General features: G+C 61.4%; 15 protein-coding genes. 3 read left to right on the top strand and 12 right to left on the bottom strand.

The genetic code is table 11. From position 1 onward, the window contains the following. Nucleotides 1–7 precede the first annotated feature (7 nt). The 10 genes from N1078_RS00180 to N1078_RS00135 form a co-directional block, all read right to left on the bottom strand. Nucleotides 8–1,432, bottom strand: coding sequence for a sigma-54-dependent transcriptional regulator (locus tag N1078_RS00180; protein ID WP_274086185.1), 1,425 nt, complete (start codon nucleotides 1,430–1,432; stop codon nucleotides 8–10). Between the two features lie 66 nt (nucleotides 1,433–1,498). After that, nucleotides 1,499–4,462, bottom strand: coding sequence for a sensor histidine kinase (locus N1078_RS00175; RefSeq protein WP_274086184.1), 2,964 nt, complete (start codon nucleotides 4,460–4,462; stop codon nucleotides 1,499–1,501). Nucleotides 4,463–4,507: 45 nt separating this feature from the next. Then, on the bottom strand, nucleotides 4,508–4,684 hold the full coding sequence (locus N1078_RS00170; RefSeq protein WP_090243806.1) for a hypothetical protein: 177 nt from the start codon (nucleotides 4,682–4,684) through the stop codon (nucleotides 4,508–4,510). 185 nt (nucleotides 4,685–4,869) lie between these two features. Further along, complete coding sequence (locus tag N1078_RS00165) at nucleotides 4,870–5,826, bottom strand: DUF808 domain-containing protein (RefSeq protein WP_274086183.1); 957 nt, start codon at nucleotides 5,824–5,826, stop codon at nucleotides 4,870–4,872. 1,061 nt (nucleotides 5,827–6,887) lie between these two features. Next, nucleotides 6,888–7,799 carry a glycerophosphodiester phosphodiesterase gene (locus N1078_RS00160; RefSeq protein ID WP_274086182.1) on the bottom strand — a complete coding sequence of 304 codons (912 nt, stop codon included), beginning with the start codon at nucleotides 7,797–7,799 and terminating at the stop codon, nucleotides 6,888–6,890. 167 nt (nucleotides 7,800–7,966) lie between these two features. Then, nucleotides 7,967–8,539 (bottom strand): HupE/UreJ family protein, encoded by a 573-nt coding sequence (locus tag N1078_RS00155; RefSeq protein ID WP_274086181.1) that lies wholly within the window; start codon nucleotides 8,537–8,539, stop codon nucleotides 7,967–7,969. A gap of 32 nt (nucleotides 8,540–8,571) precedes the next feature. Further along, the gene (gene ureG / locus N1078_RS00150; protein WP_274086180.1) at nucleotides 8,572–9,186 is read right to left on the bottom strand and encodes an urease accessory protein UreG; all 615 of its coding nucleotides are present in this window, start codon (nucleotides 9,184–9,186) and stop codon (nucleotides 8,572–8,574) included. 19 nt (nucleotides 9,187–9,205) lie between these two features. Continuing rightward, the gene (locus N1078_RS00145) at nucleotides 9,206–9,880 is read right to left on the bottom strand and encodes an urease accessory protein UreF (RefSeq protein WP_274086179.1); all 675 of its coding nucleotides are present in this window, start codon (nucleotides 9,878–9,880) and stop codon (nucleotides 9,206–9,208) included. Then, nucleotides 9,877–10,377 carry an urease accessory protein UreE gene (gene ureE / locus N1078_RS00140; protein WP_274086178.1) on the bottom strand — a complete coding sequence of 167 codons (501 nt, stop codon included), beginning with the start codon at nucleotides 10,375–10,377 and terminating at the stop codon, nucleotides 9,877–9,879. The genes N1078_RS00145 and ureE overlap by 4 nt, the downstream gene beginning before the upstream one ends. Nucleotides 10,378–10,543: 166 nt before the next feature. Continuing rightward, a complete protein-coding gene (locus N1078_RS00135) occupies nucleotides 10,544–11,134 on the bottom strand; it encodes a TetR family transcriptional regulator (protein ID WP_274086503.1) in 591 nt (196 codons plus the stop codon). A gap of 301 nt (nucleotides 11,135–11,435) precedes the next feature. Here N1078_RS00135 and N1078_RS00130 point away from each other — a divergent pair, with 301 nt between their 5' ends. The 3 genes from N1078_RS00130 to N1078_RS00120 all read left to right on the top strand — a co-directional run bounded on the left by N1078_RS00130 (nucleotide 11,436) and on the right by N1078_RS00120 (nucleotide 14,657). After that, complete coding sequence (locus tag N1078_RS00130) at nucleotides 11,436–12,551, top strand: ferredoxin reductase (protein WP_274086177.1); 1,116 nt, start codon at nucleotides 11,436–11,438, stop codon at nucleotides 12,549–12,551. Between the two features lie 11 nt (nucleotides 12,552–12,562). Then, nucleotides 12,563–13,651, top strand: coding sequence for a fatty acid desaturase family protein (locus tag N1078_RS00125; RefSeq protein WP_274086176.1), 1,089 nt, complete (start codon nucleotides 12,563–12,565; stop codon nucleotides 13,649–13,651). 115 nt (nucleotides 13,652–13,766) lie between these two features. Continuing rightward, nucleotides 13,767–14,657, top strand: a complete 891-nt coding sequence (locus N1078_RS00120) for an esterase/lipase family protein (protein ID WP_274086175.1) — start codon at nucleotides 13,767–13,769, stop codon at nucleotides 14,655–14,657. A 142-nt stretch (nucleotides 14,658–14,799) separates the two neighbouring features. Here the strand turns inward: N1078_RS00120 and N1078_RS00115 are convergent, their stop codons facing one another. Together N1078_RS00115 and N1078_RS00110 are read right to left on the bottom strand one after the other, a co-directional pair. Continuing rightward, nucleotides 14,800–15,123, bottom strand: coding sequence for a Rieske (2Fe-2S) protein (locus tag N1078_RS00115; protein ID WP_274086174.1), 324 nt, complete (start codon nucleotides 15,121–15,123; stop codon nucleotides 14,800–14,802). Between the two features lie 125 nt (nucleotides 15,124–15,248). Further along, nucleotides 15,249–17,462, bottom strand: a complete 2,214-nt coding sequence (locus N1078_RS00110) for a TonB-dependent hemoglobin/transferrin/lactoferrin family receptor (protein ID WP_274086173.1) — start codon at nucleotides 17,460–17,462, stop codon at nucleotides 15,249–15,251. Between the last annotated feature and the right edge of the window lie 33 nt (nucleotides 17,463–17,495).

The raw sequence follows: 17,495 nt of genomic DNA, 5'->3' as shown, positions 1-17,495 counted from the left end.
GGGTGCCTTAGTCTGCGGTAGCACCCGATGATTTGCGGCGTGGGATGCCCAGACGCTGGCGGCGTTCCCACAGGCATTTGCGGCTGATGCCGAGTTTGCGTGCCAGTTCGGTCTCGGTCATGTGGTCTTGATGCTCTAAGACGAAGTGCTGGAAGTAGTCTTCCAGTGACAGATCTTCGGTTGGCTCGCTGGGTTCATGTCCCGGGCCGCCATTTTGGCTGGGCAGGGTGAAGTCGTCCTCAAGGTCATCCAGTTCGATATCAATACCCAGCAGCTCGGCGGAGATGCTGTTGCCCTCGCAGAGAATCACCGCACGCTCGATGGCGTTCTCCAGCTCGCGCACGTTACCCGGCCAGGGGTAATGACTGATGGCCTGTTCGGCGTCCGCCGCAAAACTCAGGTCTAGGCGACCCTGGCGAGTGCACTGACGTAACAGGAAGGCGCGGGCGATCTCGCTCACGTCAGCCCCGCGCTCGCGTAGCGGGGGAAGCTTGAGGGCGATTACGTGCAGGCGGTAATACAGGTCTTCGCGGAACTGGCCGATTTTCGACAGGGTTTTCAGGTCGCGGTGGGTCGCGGCGATCAAGCGCACGTCGACCTTCTGCGACTGCACCGAGCCCACTCGGCGGATTTCGCCTTCCTGCAGCACTCGCAGCAGGCGTGCCTGGGCCTCTAAAGGCAGCTCGCCAATTTCATCGAGAAACAGGGTGCCACCATCGGCGGCTTCGACCAGGCCGGCACGGCCAGCGCTGGCGCCGGTAAAGGCGCCTTTCTCGTGGCCGAACAGTTCGGACTCGATCAGTGATTCCGGGATGGCCGCGCAGTTGACTGAAATCAGCGGCGCTTTGGCACGGCGTGAAAGGTTGTGCAGGGCGCGAGCCACCAGTTCTTTACCGGTGCCTGATTCGCCCTGGATCAGCACATTGGAGTCGGTGGGCGCCACTTTGCGGATCTTGCTGTACATCTCCTGCATCGCGGCGCAGGAGCCAATGATGCCGATTTCGCCGTTGCTGTTATCCACCACCTTGTCGGTGCCGGCTTTTGCGTTGGCCGCAGCGGCTGCAGGCGCGCTTTTAGTCTGTTGGAAATCACGCAGGATGCGCGCTACCGCTTGGAGCATTTCGTCGTGGTCGAAGGGTTTGGCGATGTAGTCCACCGCCCCCATTTTCATCGAGTCGACGGCCGAGCGCAGGCTGGCGTAGCTGGTCATGATCAGCACCGGGGTGCCCTGGCCGAGCTTGATCATTTCGGTACCGGGTGCGCCCGGCAGGCGCAGGTCGCTGACGATCAGGTCGAAGCTGGGGATGCTGAAACGCTCTTGAGCTTCCTGTACCGAGCCGGCTTCGCTGACTTCATATTGGTTGCGCTCCAGCAGGCGGCGCAGGGCAGAGCGGATAATGGTTTCGTCTTCGACGATCAAAATATGAGGCATTAATTTGGTCTCTCGACGGTCTCGGGGCATGCCGCGGGGCGAAAAGCCTTGCAGGCATGCTCTCAATTAGCTGGTTTGAGTCGCTAGGGACGTCGCCTCGACATGCCTCGGCAAGCTGACCCGAATGCGGGTGCCACGCTGCAGTTCTAGATCGGCCGGGCTGTCGATTGTTATTTGTCCATAATGCTCTTCCACGATCGAATAGACCAGAGCGAGGCCCAGTCCGGTGCCTTTGCCCACCTCCTTGGTGGTGAAAAAGGGCTCGAACAAACGGTCGATGATGGCCTTGGGAATACCTGTGCCTTCGTCTTCGACGATCAGGTCGATGGTGTGTTCGAAGGTTTCACTCTTGACCCGAATCGCGCTGCCTGGCGGTGAGGCGTCACGGGCGTTGGACAGCAGGTTGATCAGCACCTGGGCCAAACGCTGCGGGTCGCCCACCACCCGCTGGTCAGCTTCGCAGAGGTTGAAGAACTGCACGTCGACACTCTGTCGATTGAGCGCCAGCAGGGCAATTGCGTCTTGCGCGACCTGGGCCAGGCACACCGGCTCTTCACTGTTCTGGTGGCTGCCGGAATGGGCAAAGCTCATCAGCGATTGGACGATGCGCGACACGCGTTTGGTCTGCTCGATGATCTGCTCACTGATCTCAGTCAGCTCGCTATCACCTTCGCGCTCTTCACGCAGGTTCTGCGCCAGGCAAGCGATGCCGGTGATCGGGTTGCCGATTTCGTGGGCCACTCCGGCGGCCAGGCGGCCGATGCTGGCTAGGCGTTCGGAGTGCACCAGCTTGTCTTCGAGCATCTGGGTTTCGGTAAGGTCTTCAACCAGCAGCACCAGGCCGCTGTTACCGGGTGCCAGCGGTTCGTCGATGGCCGCTTTGTGCAGGTTGAGCCAGCGGGTCTGGCCGTCGAGGGCCAGGCTTTGTTTGTGCAGGTGTTCGTCGGGCAGCTCGATAAAGTTCTGCAGCAGGCTACGCCACGGCTCACCCAGGGTGCTCAGGCGCGAACCGACAACGCGCTGCGCCGGTATTTCAGTGAGTTCTTCCATGGCCTTGTTCCACATCAGGATTTCTTGATCCTTGGCCAGCGAGCAGACGCCCATGGGCAGTTCCTGCAGAGTCTGGCGGTGGTAGCGGCGCAGGGTGTCGAGTTCCGCCGCCAGCCCGGTGAGGCGTGAGTGGTAGTCCTCGAGGCGGTTCTCGATAAAGTGAATGTCTTCGCTGACGTAGGTTTCGCTGCCGGCTTTATACGGCAGGAACGTCTCGACGATATCCTGGGCCACGCTGGGGCCCATCAATCCGGAGAGGTTGGCCTCGATGCGATCACGCAGGCGGCGCAGGGCGTAGGGGCGGCCTTCATCGAACGGCAGATGGAGGTCGCGCAGCGCTTGTTCGACCTCGTGCTGAGCCGTTTTTGCGCCCAGGGGTTTGGCCAGTTGCGCGGCGAACTCCTGCGGTGAATTGGCCAGCAGCTCACGCCGTTGTGGGCGGCGGACGTTATCCACGGCGCAGGCTTCTGCGGCACTTTTCTCCTCCGCGCTGGCTTCGGTGAACAGCGACACCAGGGTGAACACCAGCACGTTAGCGGCCAGCGAAGCGATCGCCGCCATGTGCCAACTGCTGTCATCCAGCACATAGATGACGTTGAACCAGGGCAGGTATAAACCCTGCAGGTTGCCGAGCATTGGTAACAGCATGCTCACCACCCACACGCCGATACCTGCTAGCAGCCCAGCGATAAAACCTTTGCGGTTAGCCGCCGGCCAGTACAGCACCGAGAGTACGCCGGGGAGGAACTGCAGGGTGGCGACGAAGGCGACGATGCCGAGGTTGGCCAGGTCTTGCTCAGCCCCCAGTAATAGATAGAAGCCGTAGCCGGCCATGATCACCAGCAGGATCAGCGCGCGGCGTGTCCACTTCAGCCAACGGTAGATATTGCCTTCCGACGGTGGCTGGTACAGCGGCAGCACCACATGGTTAAGTACCATGCCCGACAGCGCCAGGGTGGTGACGATGATCAGCCCGCTGGAGGCCGACAGCCCGCCGACATAGGCAATCAATGCCAGGGTCTGGCTGTTGACCGCAATGCCGACGCCGAGGGTGAAGTATTCCGGGTTGGTAGTTGCGCCCAGTTTCAGCCCGGCCCAGAGAATCAGTGGTACGGCTAGGCTCATCAGCAGCAGGAACAGCGGCAGGCCCCAGCTGGCGCTGACCATAGCGCGCGGGTTGAGGTTCTCGGTAAAGGTCATGTGATACATGTGCGGCATGACGATGGCCGAGGCAAAGAACACCAGCAACAGCGTGCGCCAGGGGCCTTCTTGCAGAGGGGTGTGCAGGTTCGACAGCGACGCTTGATTCTGTACCAGCCAGGATTGCAGGTCCTGCGGGCCGTCGAACACGCCATACAAGGCATACAGGCCGATGATGCTGATCGCTACCAGCTTGACCACTGACTCAAAAGCGATGGCGAACACCAGGCCTTCATGTTTCTCGCGGGTGGCGATATGCCGTGCGCCGAACAGGATGGTGAACAGAATGATCAGCCCGCAATAGGCCAGGGCGACGCGCTCCTGCACCGGCTCGCGGGTGAGGATGCCGATGGAGTCCGCCACCGCCTGAATCTGCAGGGCCAGCAACGGCAGTACGCCGACCAGCATAAATACCGTGGTAAGGGCGCCGGCCCAGGTGCTGCGGAAACGGAAGGCGAAGAGGTCAGCCAGGGATGACAGTTGGTAGGTGCGGGTTATCTTCAGGATCGGGTAAAGCAGCACCGGTGCCAGTAGAAATGCCCCGGATACGCCGAGGTAACTGGCCAAAAAGCCATAACCGTATTGGTAGGCCAGGCCCACCGTGCCATAAAACGCCCAGGCGCTGGCATACACGCCAAGCGACAGGATGTAGGTCAGCGGGTGACGGATCACCCAGCGCGGAATCAGGCCGTGTTCACTGATCCAGGCCACGCCGAACAAAATAAGAAGGTAGGCCGCACTGATCAGGATCAGCTGGCTCAGGCTAAAGCTTGTCAGCATCAGGTTGGCTCGGCGAATAGAGGGAGGGCGGCGCGGCGTAGAGGGTCAGAGTTCATCGGCATCTTGCTGGCTCTGCAGAATAAAGGTCACCACGATCAGAATCAGCCACAGCAGGTAGGGGCGGTACCAGGCCCCGTTGGGGTCGATCCACCAGTCCATGATGGCGGGGGAAAACAGATAGATCCCCACTACCAGGATCAGCACCAGTCGATAGATATACATGCTGCATCTCTTCACTTAATTGCTGGCGATGGTAACGGATGCGTGGCGCTCTGCGTAGGCTGGCTATTGGGTGGGGGGAGGCTGTCGCCGCTAAAGCCCTGCCGCCGGCATTCAGCGCCGTACATCCGCAGCACGGCCTCTGTTGTTGGCTAGCGTTGTGCTTAAGCCTGAACAGCGGTTGCGGTTTATGCCGAGGGTTTAGCCGGTTTCAGCTTGTGCCACAGGCGCGTTGCCAGGCTTACCAGCAGCAGCGCGACGGCCCCGGCAATGACCCCTATCCCAGCATTCAGCAGGGTGGGCAGCAGCGCTGCCAGTAGGCCGCTGCTAGCGGCCACGCTCTGCGCCAACTGCTCGATCCACACCTGCGCGGCATGTACGCCGTGGGTAAGGATGCCGCCGCCGACCATAAACATTGCCGCTGTACCCACGACTGACAGCCCTTTCATCAAGTACGGCGCTGTCAGTAGCAGGCCTCTGCCCAGGCTGCGTTGCAGGCGCGCGCCCAAGCCTTCGCCGCTGCGCTGGCTGAGAAACAGCCCGGCATCATCGAGTTTGACGATGCCTGCCACCAGGCCATACACCCCAGCCGTCATCAAAATGGCGATACCGGACAGCACCACAACTTGCTTGCCGAAGCTGGCCATGGCCACGGTGCCAAGGGTGATGGCGATAATTTCCGCCGAGAGAATAAAATCGGTGCGGATTGCACCTTTGATCTTGTCTTGCTCGAACGCCACCAAATCCACTGCTGGGTCAGCCACGGCCGTGCGCCGTTCGTCATGCTTGCTCTGGCTCTCAGCCTGGCTGTGCAGAACCTTGTGCGCGAGCTTCTCAAAGCCCTCGTAGCAGAGGAATGCGCCACCGAGCATCAACAGCGGTGTGACCGCCCACGGTGCAAAGGCGCTGATCAATAAGGCGGCCGGTACCAGGATCAGTTTGTTGCGAAAGGAGCCTTTGGCCACTGCCCACACCACCGGCAGTTCACGCTCGGCGCGCACGCCGGTGACTTGTTGGGCATTTAGTGCCAAATCGTCACCCAGTACGCCTGCGGTTTTCTTCGCCGCGACTTTGGTCATCAGGGCGACGTCGTCGAGCACGCTGGCGATGTCATCGAGCAGGGTTAACAGGCTGGCGCCGGCCATAGGGCGGATTCCTTTCTACGGTTTCTGAGAGGCCAATCGCCTGACAGCGCGGTCGACGACAATCCGCAGATTTATACGTGAGTCAGCCCGCATCAGCCAGCGCTGGCCAGCCGAGGTTTGCCGCTGCGCAGTGAGATGGCTGAGTGGTTTACTCGCCGCTGCTGCCACTGGCCCCGCTGGCGTAGGTGGCGAGCAGGCTGCGTAACAGGTCATTAAATCGCATGGGAAAGCTCCTTGATGGGGAGCATTTACCTTACGCCTGAGCCCCGGCGTGGGGCTGTTGATTGTCTCGATAAGGTCCATAGGTAAAAGCCGATGCGCTTTTATACACAGCACTGCTGCCACGTGCGGGTAGTTGTGCACAAAGACTGTGGGTCGAGTTGTGGATAAGGTGGGCGTATACGCGTGAAGGCTTAGTGGTGTGGCTGTTAGCGGCTTCTGTGTGTTTTTTGATCAATCGATAATTTGCTGCATAAACAACAGCTTGGCTGGGTTGTACAGGCGAATTTCAGGGCGCGGCGCTAAAGTTGTCCACGACTACTGTGGGTAGAGTTGTTTATAACTCTGGTATGCCTGCTTGTAAGCCTTGTTGTGCGTGGCTTTGCGCGAGTTGTATGTTTTTTGATCAGCGTGCGGATTATCGTCTAAAGCACAAATTAGTCTGGTTATTCAGGTTGTGATGGGGTAGCGCTGAAGTTGTCCACGGCTACTGTGGGTAGAGCTGTTGATAACTCTGGTATGTCTGTCTGTAGGCCATGTAAGGCGAGGCTTTACGAAGGTTGTTTGTTTTTTGATCAGTCTGTTGTGGTGTTGAAAAGCGTCATTTTAAGCCTGCTGCGTCAAGCAATAATCGCGTTATTTGCAGGCTTTTCCACACGCTTAAGGGGTGCGGTGGATAACTTATCCCAAGTTACTGTGGAGCGATCTGTGGATAAGCTGCGCACGCTTGCGTCCAGGCCACAGCGGGCGGGCGCTGGACGCTGTAGGTTGTTTTTTGTACAGCTTGGGTGTGGTGGTATTAGCCGCGCAGGGCTGATGCGTCGCCGCTTATCAGGCGGCGCTTAGTTTTCCAGGGCGCTGATCCGGGTCGAGCGCCCCAGTACCTGCAGGGCGCGGTCCGGGTAATCAGTGATTAGGGCGCGTGCGCCTTGGTCGAGCAGGCGGCGCATATCCGGCTGTTCGTTGATGGTCCACAGCTGCACGTTCAGCCCGCGCTGTGCGGCGGTCCGTAACAGGCTGGTGCTGGCCACAACAAGGTCGCCATGGGCCTCAGGAATTTGCAGTGCCTGGTAGGAGGGTGACAGCAAGCGGCCCAGGCCCAGCCAGTTGAGCGCCACCAGTAAGCGCACTGAACCAGGGCCGGCGGAGGTGGCAACGCCGGGGCAGTGTTCGCGGAACAACTGCAGGCTGCGGTCATAAAAACTGCCGACGATGACCTGATCACGTTGCTTGTGCGCCTCAAGGGCCTCACACAGCTGCGCTTCCATACCGACGTCCGGCACCTTGATCTCAATCACTTTGGGCGTACCCGGAAGGCTGTCGAGCACTTCGGTAAAGCTTGGGATGCGGATGCCTTGGCCGCGATAGGGGTAGCTCTGGCCACCATCGGCGCTCCAGTTGTAGCCAGCGTCCAGCGCTTGTAACTGCTCCAGGCTGAGCGCGGCAACCGGGCCTTCGCCGTCGGTGGTGCGCTCTAGGGTGTGGTCATGAATCACCACCAGCTCGCCGTCACTGGACAGGTGCAGGTCCATCTCCAGCATGTCCACGCCCAGGGCGCTGGCACGCTGGAAGGCAAACAGGCTGTTCTCCGGCCACAGACCTTTGCCGCCACGGTGAGCGATGACCAGCGGTTGCTCGGCAAAGCGACTGAGTACTGCCATCGATTGGGCCGGCTTGCTGGTCAGGGCCAGTACACCGAGGGCGACGGCCAGCAGCAGGAGCGGGGCAACTAGAAAGCGAGCGACGCGCAGCATGAGGAGAGTCCGTAGCAATCGAATAAGGGATTGTGGATACGCCTCGACTATGACAAAGACACGGCGCCTGAGCGAGAGGCGAAATACGCCAGCCTAGCGACCTTTGCGGTCAGGGCCGGCTGGCGAGGAGTGGGTGGGCGCCAGCAGCACCCACCCAGTCAATCTGATTAGCCGGCCAACAACCATGCGCCGGTCAGTGCCGATGCCGCGCCAAGCACTCGCACTATAGGCGCAGCCGCGTGTGGTAACAGGCGCACCAGGGCGTAGCCGCTGGCATGCAGGGCAGCGGTGGCGACGACAAAACCTGCGGCATAGCCCCATGGGCTGGCCAGTGCGGGCAGCTCAAGGCCGTGGGCGACACCGTGGGTCAGGGCAAATACGGCGGTCAGGGCGACGGCAATCAGCATCGGTAGGCGGATGGCCACGGCCACCAGCAGGCCGAAAGCCAATACGGAGGCAGCGATACCGGTTTCCATCAGCGGAATCTGCAGGCCGTTAAAACCGAGCAGACCGCCGATCAGCATGCTGCCAACAAAAGTCAGCGGTAACGCCCAGCGCGCCGCGCCGGATTGCTGCGCGGCCCACAGGCCTACGGCGAGCATCGCCAGCAGGTGGTCGAGGCCGAATACCGGGTGGGCTAGACCGGCCGTGAGCCCTGAGTGGTCGTGGCCGGCATGGGCGAACGCCACTGCTGGGCTGAGAAACAGGGCAATGGCGAACATGGTTTTGCGCAGGTTCATGGGGTGTCTCCTTGACTGAGTGTTGGGCGTAATCAGGCTGCGGTGAGCATGCCGTGTCGTTCTATAAAGGCGATGATCTGATCGAGTCCCTGGCCGATTTTCTGGTTGCTGAACACAAACGGCTTGTCGCCGCGCATCTTCAGGGTGTCGCGCTCCATCACTTCAAGCGAGGCGCCGACCAGCGGGGCCAGGTCGACCTTGTTGATCACCAGCAGGTCGGACTTGCAGATGCCCGGGCCGCCCTTGCGCGGCAGCTTGTCGCCGGCAGATACGTCGATCACATAGATGGTCAGGTCCGACAGTTCCGGGCTGAAGGTGGCCGAGAGGTTGTCACCGCCGGATTCGACGATGATCAGGTCAAGGCCTGGGAAACGCCGATTGAGTTGATCGACCGCTTCCAGGTTGATCGAGGCGTCCTCGCGAATCGCCGTATGCGGGCAGCCGCCGGTTTCCACGCCGATAATCCGTTCTGGGGCCAGGGCCTCGTTGCGCACTAGAAACTGCGCGTCCTCCTGTGTGTAGATGTCATTGGTCACCACCGCCAGGTTGTAACGCTCGCGCAGGGCCAGGCACAGGGCCAGGGTCAGGGCCGTCTTGCCGGAACCGACCGGGCCACCGATGCCGATACGCAGGGGTTGGCTGTTCATCTTTAAGGCTTCCTTATCATCAAGAACGGAATAAACGGCTGTACTGGCGCTCGTGCGCCATGCTCGCCAGGGCCAGGCCGAAGGCGGCGCTGCCCCAGTGTTGCGGTTGCAGCTCACTGGCTTGGCGCTGCGCCTGATCGAGCAGCGGCAGCAGTTGCGAGGTCAGACGCTGGGCGGCTTGCTGGCCCAGCGGCAGGGTTTTCATCAGCACCGCCAGCTGGTTTTCCAGCCAGCCCCACAGCCAGGCGGCGAGGGCATCCTCAGGACTGATCTGCCAGGCGCGGGCGGCCAGGGCCCAGCCCACGGCCAGGCCCGGTTCGTCCAAATCACTGAATAGCTGCTGCGCCGGCTCGTCGAGTTCCGGCAGGCCGCTCAGCAGTTGTTGTAGGGAGTAACCCATCTGCCGGCTTTCCAGGCGCAGTTCGCGGGTTTCGCGGCTGGCGCGTTGTTGTTCGGCCAGGTTGCGCAGTTGCGCCCAGTCTTCGCTGGCGGCGGCTTGGCAATGGGCGAGCAGCAAGGGCGCCTCAAAGCGCGCGAGATTCAGTAGCAGTTGATCGGCAATCCAGCGCTGGGCGCTTTCCGAGTCGCTGACCAAGCCTTGTTCGACCGCCATTTCCAGGCCTTGGGAATAGCTGTACCCGCCAATCGGCAACTGCGGGCTGGCGAGCCGGAGCAGCTGCCAGGCTTTATTCACTTGCGCGCACCGAACTGATGCAAGCGCGGTGCGTAGCTGAATTCGGCATCGCCGGCATGCGAGTGGTGGTGACCGCCGCCATAGGCACCTTGTTCGGGTTGGTAGGGCGCCTCGACGTTTTCCACTGTGGCGCCAAGCTGTTCGAGCATGGCCTTGAGCACGTAGTCATCCGGCAGGCGCAGCCAGCCATCACCGAGTTGCAGGGCGACGTGGCGGTTGCCCAGGTGATAGGCGGCGCGCATCAGTTCGAAAGGGTTGGCGCAGGTCACGTGCAGCAACGGCTCGGCCCGGGCAATGACGCGCACGATGCGGCCATCTTCGGCCTGTAGGCATTCGCCGTCATGCAGGGCGGGTTGGCCGCGTTCGAGGAACAGACCGACGTCTTCACCGGTGCGGCTGAAGCAGCGCAGGCGGCTTTTGCTGCGGGCCTCGAAGCTCAGTTCGAGTTCGGCGTCCCAGCGCGGCTGGGCGGCAATACGGCGGTGGATCACCAACATGGGGCAGCTTCCGGCAGGTCAATGCCGGTTACAGAGCAAGGGGCTTGCCAATCCGTGTTGAGCCCAGGCGCAACGAGGCTTTGCGGGCACTGCGTGCCAGTTTACCGTGCACTGCTTGGGGCTGCTTTGGTGCGCTGCGGGTGCGGGTGAGTCGTTTTGGTGCGTGTTAGCGGGTCGACTGGCCCAGCCCTTGCCAGTGTTTGGCGCCGATAAAGATAAAGCGCAGCTGCTCGATCATCTTGACCTCGGGCGAGGCGTGCGTCGGCAGGGGCGCTGCGGGTGGGTCGATCAGCTCGGGCAGGGTGGCGAACACGGTTTTCACCACCAGGTCGGCGATTACATTCTGCGCGGGGGCATCGAAGTGCTGCAGTTTCGGCATGGCGGCTAGATCTGCCACCAAGTCGGCTGTAATGCGTTCGCGCAGTGCGCCAACGGCCTGGCGGACTAGTAGCGAGCCACCGTACTGCTCGCGGGCGAGAAACAGGAACTGCGAACGGTTGGCCGCCACCGCGTCGAGGAAGATGCGCACCGAGGCGTCGATCACGCCGCCCACTTCAAATTCGTGGTGGCGAACCTGGCGGATGGTTTCGCGAAAGGTTTCGCCCACTTCGGCCACGAGCGCCAAGCCCAGAGCGTCCATGTCCTCGAAGTGCCGGTAGAAGCCGGTCGGCACGATGCCGGCGCAGCGCGCCACCTCGCGCAGGCTCAGGCTGCCAAAGCCGCGGCCGCTGTCCATCAGGCTCCGCGCTGCGTCCATCAGGGCGTGGCGGGTTTGCAGTTTTTGTTCGGCGCGCGGTTGGAGTGGTTTCAAGCTGCCTGGCTCTGCATGGCGAAATCAGCGCAGCACTCTAGGGGCTGTTGCCGTTTCAGTGCAAGCCGTGTTGCTGCACAAAATGGGGGCAGGCGGGGTGTAGCTGCGATCAAACGCTAACCGGTGCTGATGAATAGTCATTGGTTGCGTCGAGTCGGCGTTGGGTTCTGTGTGTTGAGTGCACAAGTGTTGACTGAATAAAGTGGCTCTGCCAGCCTAGTGCACAATTGTTCACTGGAGTATTGGCATGGCCCTTTTTCCTTTTGCCTGGGTGCGTGGGCTCGCCAGCCTGTTGTATCCGCTGCGCTTGTTGGTTGCCCGTGGCTGGTTACGTGAGAGCGATGTTGACGCTGGGCTGGCGCTGCTGCACCCGGCGCTGCGTCTGAATCGCGTATTTGCACGCGTTACGCAACGCCAATGGGTGGCCGACGACATGCTCGAACTGACCCTGCGCGCCAATGGCAACTGGCGCGGCGCGCAGCCGGGGCAGCATTTGCAGCTTTATCTTGAACGTGACGGTGTACGCCTGAGCCGCAGTTACAGCCTGACGGCAGTGCAAGCGGACTGCAGCGTGCAGGTCGCCATCAAGCATCAGGCCGGTGGTCGGGTATCGCCCTTTCTACTTGAGCGTTTGGCGGTGGGCGATGTGCTGGAGCTGGGGCAGGCTTATGGCGAACTGAGCTGGCCCGCTGCGCAACAAGGTGTGTTGCTGCTGGCCGCCGGCAGTGGCATCACGCCGCTGCTGGGTCTGTTGCGCACCGCTCTGGCGCAAGGCTTCAGTGCGCCAATCACCTTGCTGCATTACGTGCGTGAGCAGGGTCAGCGCGGTTTTGTTGCCGAGTTGCAGGCCTTGCAGGCGCAACACAGCAATCTGCAGGTGCGCTGGTCGCTAACGGCTGCCAGAGCTGAAGCGGGCGACTTGGCAGGACGATTCACCTCAGCGCATCTGGCCGCCGTAACGGAGCTGGAGCAACGCCGTGTACTGGCCTGTGGCCCGGCGGGGTTTGTTGCCCAGGTGCAGCAGTGGTGGCAGGCCGCCGGGTTACCCGGTGCGCTGCAGGTCGAAGCCTTCACGCCGCCCGCGCTTAGCCGCGACATCAGTGAGCGCCAGGTGCGCCTGGGTTTTGCCCGCAGCCACCAGCAGGCGCTTGCCAATAACCAGCGCAGTTTGCTGGAACACGCGGAGGCGCAGGGGTTGAAGCCGGCGTATGGCTGTCGTCAGGGCATCTGCGCCAGCTGCACCTGCACCTTGGTCAGTGGCACGGTGCGCGATTTGCGCAGTGACGCGTTATTCAGTGAGCCGGGACAACCCATTCGCCTGTGTGTCAGCGCAGCGCATAGCGATGTTGAAATTGATCTTTAAAGGAGAGGCCCATGCGTGGTGATCGCGAGCTTTCTGTGGATGAAATGAATGCGTTCGGCCAGGAGCTGGACGCCTTGCGTCAACGCACCCTGGCTGATCTGGGCGAGGTGGATGCGCGTTATATCCGGCGGATTCGTGCTGCGGTGCGCTTCTGTTGCTGGAGTGGGCGCGGCCTGCTGATGCTGGGCTGGTTTCCGCCAACCTGGCTGCTGGGTACGGCCTTGCTGGGACTGGGCAAGATTCTGGAGAACATGGAACTGGGCCATAACGTCATGCACGGTCAGTACGACTGGATGAATGACCCCGATCTCTCAGGGCGCAGCTATGAGTGGGATATCGCCGGGCCCAGTGATTTCTGGCGGCACACCCACAACCATGTGCACCACACCTGGACCAATGTGTTGGGCATGGATGATGACGTGGGCTATGGCGTGGTGCGGCTGTTTCCCGAGCAACGCTGGAAGCCGTTCTACCGCTGGCAGCCGCTGTGGGTGACGATTCAGGCCGTGCTGTTTCAGTACTCGGTGGCGATCCAGCATTTGCGCTTGGACAAGGTCTATAAAGGCAAGATGAGCAAGGAGGAGGTGCGCCCGCTGATCAAGCAATTCAACGCCAAGGTATTGCGGCAGTGGGGCAAGGATTACCTGTTCTTCCCGCTGCTGGCGCTGCTGCTCGGGGCCAATGCCCTGGCGGTATTGGCCGGTAACGTTGTGGCCAACCTGATTCGTAATTTGTGGACCTTTACGGTGATCTTCTGCGGTCACTTTACCGAGCAGGCGGCGGTATTCAGCAAGGAGTCGGTAGTCGGCGAGAGCCGTGGCCACTGGTACCTGCGCCAATTACGCGGCTCCAGCAACCTCAACGGCGGGCCGCTGTTTCATATCCTCACCGGCAATCTCAGCCACCAGATCGAGCACCACCTATTCCCCGACTTGCCGGCGCGGCGCTATGCGGCGTTGGCCGTGGAGGTCCGCGAGATTGCCGAGCGTTATGGCCAGGTCTACAACAACGGCAGCTTGTGGCGGCAGTTCGCCACGGTGCTCAAGCGGATCTGGGTGTACCGCTGTCCGCCAGCTAAGGCCCTGTCTGCACAGGTTTAAACCGTGACCACAGTGCTGTGAAATTGAGCGGTTGTTACCGCTCAATTTCCATGCGCTGGCTATTTGTAGCCTGGTTAGTGGATGCTCAAGGCTTCAATTACCAGGAAGGTTAGCCATGACGTCATCATCCGCTCCCCGTTACCCGCTGGTGTTGGTGCCCGGCTTGCTTGGTTTTGTCAGCCTGCTCGGCTACCCCTACTGGTACGGCATCGTCTCGGCGTTGCGCCGGCTTGGCGCGCAGGTGTTCCCGGTGCTGGTGTCTTCGGTGCATTCCACCGAGGTGCGCGGTGAGCAATTGCTGCTGCGCATTGCCGATGTCTTGCAGCAGACCGGCGCCGAAAAGGTCCATCTGATCGGCCACAGCCAGGGCGCGCTGACGGCGCGTTATGCCGCCGCGGTGAAGCCTGAGTGGGTGGCTTCTGTCACATCGGTAGCTGGCCCCAACCATGGCTCGGAACTGGCGGATTTTCTTACGCGCAAAGCGCCACATGGCAGCCTGCGTGAGCGTGTGTTGAGTGCCGTGTTACGTGGCGTAGCGCGTTGCATGGCCTGGCTGGAACGCGGCTATAAGGGCGAGCCGCTGCCGATGGATGTCAGCGCGGCGCAGCAGTCGTTAACTCAGGAAGGTGTGGCCGCTTTCAACGTGCAGTACCCGCAAGGCCTGCCTGACACCTGGGGCGGTGAGGGCGCAGCCGAGGTCAATGGCGTGCGCTACTACTCCTGGTCCGGTACGTTGCAGCCAGGCATCACCAATAAAGCGGGCAACCGCTTCGATGGGCCGAACATTGTCTGCCGGCTTTTTGCGCGCACCTTTAAGCGTGAGGTGGGGCAGTGTGATGGCATGGTCGGGCGCTACAGCTCGCACCTGGGCACGGTGATCGGTGATCAGTACCCGCTGGATCACTTCGACATTATCAATCAAACCTTCGGCCTGGTCGGCAAAGGTGCCGAGCCGGTCAAACTGTTTGTCGAGCATGCACAGCGTTTGCACGCTGCCGGGCTCTAGCTTATCTGCACACCAGTAGGGTGAAACGACCACTCGTAGGATGGGTTGAGCTTGCGATACCCATGCAGCCGGTCTGCTGCAGCGGCTGGTTGATGGGCAGCGCTGCGCTCAACCTGCGCGGCCTTCCGCTCCCAACAACTGCTTATGCAGGCAGATCGACCCAGATGCCCTGATCATCCTCGCGGATGGCCAGTGCTTTCAGTGCTTGCCCGGCGCAGGGGCCAGCGACGCATTCGCCGGATTCGATCAGAAATAGCGCGCCATGGGTGGCGCACTGAATCAGGCTGGCGCTGGCGTCGAGAAACTGGTCGGGCAGCCATTCCAGGGAGATGCCACGGTGCGGGCAGCGATTGCGATAGGCATACAACTGACCGTCCTTGCGCACGGCAAGCAGCTTCTCTTCAGCTAACTCGAAGCCCCGGCTCTGGCCTTCGGCCAACTCATCCGGTGCACATAAACGCAACATAGGAACCTCCCCGACAGGCCGGCATTATGCCGCCCTGGCGCGGAAGTGAAAGAGCAGGGCGCATCCATGCGCCAAATGGAACGCTTTATCGCGGCGGGTTAATCGCGCACTAGAGGTGTTGCGGCTCAGATTTCCCAGACCAGATTGACCGCGGCGTGGCGGCCCGGCTGGGTGTAGCGGCCCAGGCTGGCGCTGTTTTCGGTGAGGCTGCGGACATCGCCCCACTGCCAGTATTGCTTGTCGCCCAGGTTGTATAGGCCGGCGTTGACTGAGAACTGCTCAGTCGCCTGCCAATAACCTGTCAGGTCGAGCAGGCCGTAACCCGATGGCTCGTACTGATTGGCGATCTGGGTTTCGTCGACACGCTCCTTGGCGGCCACCAGGGTCCAGGCCAACTCGCCGCCGAACTTGCGGCTGGGGGCGTCATAGCCGAGACCGAATACCGCTTTCAAAGGGTCGATGCTGTTGAGCGGCTGGCCGCTGGCTTCGTCCTTGCCGCGCGCGTACGCAATTGAGCCGCGCAGACGGCTGCCGTCTGGCAGGCCAACGCTGTTAAGGAACAACTCGCCCTTGGCTTCAGCGCCGCGGATGGTGACGCGATCCAGGTTCTGGTACTGGAAGGTCATGCGGCCGTTGCCGGTCGGGTCATTGGCCAGGGTGACCTGTTCAATAAAGTCGTCGTAGCGGTTGTAGAACAGCGCCAGGCCAAAGCTGCCGGCGTTGTATTTACCGCGCAGGCCGAGCTCGTAGCTGTCACTGGTTTCGGCTTTGAGGTCGGGGTTGGCGATGGTCTGGTAGCCGCGGGCAAAGTTGATGAACTCACCGAAGATATCCACCGCATTGGGTGCGCGGAAGCCAGCGGCGTACTGGCCGTAAACGCTGTGGGCGTCATCGAGCTGGTAGGTCACGCCAAACTTGGGCGAGAGGGCGTCGTCTTTGTAATCAGCGGGATTGCTGTTGACTGGCTTGCTGTTGAGGTATTCCTGAGTCACGTCCGGCTTCATTTCGTAATGGTCGTAGCGCAAGCCCGGCAACAGGGTCCAGCGACCAATCTCGATATTGTCCTGGGCAAACAGCGCGTACTCGGTGGACGTCGGGTCGGGGAAGTCGCTCAGTGGAAAGGTTTCATCGCCTGGGATGGCAGGCACCGGCAAACCATTGCTGGCGAAGACTTCGCGGCCGCGACGCAGGTCGCTGCTGTCCAGGCGTTTGACGTCGAAGCCGTAGATCAGCTGGTGCTTGGCGATGCCGGTTTCGAACAACTTGTCGAACTTGGCATTGAATGCCCACAGCTTCTCCTCATAAGTGGAATCGCGGCTACGTTCACGCAGGGTACCGCCGCTGAAACGGGTTTGCTCGGTACGCTGGCGAATCTGGCTGTCCTGATAACTCAGCTGCCATTCGGCGCGATCGGCGATCACGCTGCCCATCTCGAACTGGTGTTGCAGGCTGACGCGCTGGCGGTCGGTGTCATCCGTGGCGTCGGAGGTACGCACGGTAGCGGTCGTGCTGTACTCGTTGAGCACGTTGGTGTTGGCGCTGTCTTCTAACGTCTCATAGGTCAGCTGCAGACGGTCGCTGTCGTTGTAGCTCCAACCGAGCTTGGCCAGCAGGTTGTCCGCACGGTAGTCCTGCGGGTTGGCTTGCTCACGCGTCGCGCCGATGCCGCCACGCCCACCAAAGGTCTCTTGAGTCTGGCCGTCGCGACGGCCGAGGTGCAGCAGGCCATCGAACTGACCTTTGCGGGCCGCTAGGGTTGTGCTGCGCATCCAGCTGTCATCAGCGCCGTTGTAGCCGGTCTTGAGGCGCGCGTAGACGTCGTCCCCTTCCTCCAGGTAGTCGCCGGCATCCTTGGTCAGGAAACTCACGGCACCGCCAATCGCGTCGCTGCCATACAGCGAACTTGCCGGGCCGCGGATGATTTCCACCTGCTTCACGGTGTCCGGGTCGACGTAATTGCGCCGCGCATCGAGGAAGGGACCGAAGGTGAAGGCATCCGGGGTTGGTACGCCGTCCACTTGGGTCAGCACGCGGTTACCGCCAATACCACGGATGGTGAAGCCCGCCAGGCCGAAGCGGCTGCCAGCACCGCTCACGGACACGCCAGGCTCATAGCGCACCAGGTCCTGGATGTTCTTCACGTTCTGCTGGTCGATATCGCGTTCGGTCTGTACCGATACGGTGCTCGGCACTTGGTCGAGGGTCTGTTCGGTGCGGGTGGCTGTGACGGTCACCGTATCGAACTGGTTCGGCGCTTTCTCGGCGCCAAGGGCCAGCGATGGGCTGAGTAACAGCAGAGCAAGCCAGGGGCGGCGGGCGAATGGAGGACTTCTGTGCATGGGGGCTCCAGGATCGTACGGGTGGCTTCTCTG

Source organism: Pseudomonas sp. MIL19 (assembly GCF_028680365.1).
GTDB lineage: Bacteria > Pseudomonadota > Gammaproteobacteria > Pseudomonadales > Pseudomonadaceae > Aquipseudomonas > Aquipseudomonas spirodelae.
Note: the sequence above shows the minus strand (reverse complement) of the source record. Positions and strands in the feature narration are given on the sequence as shown.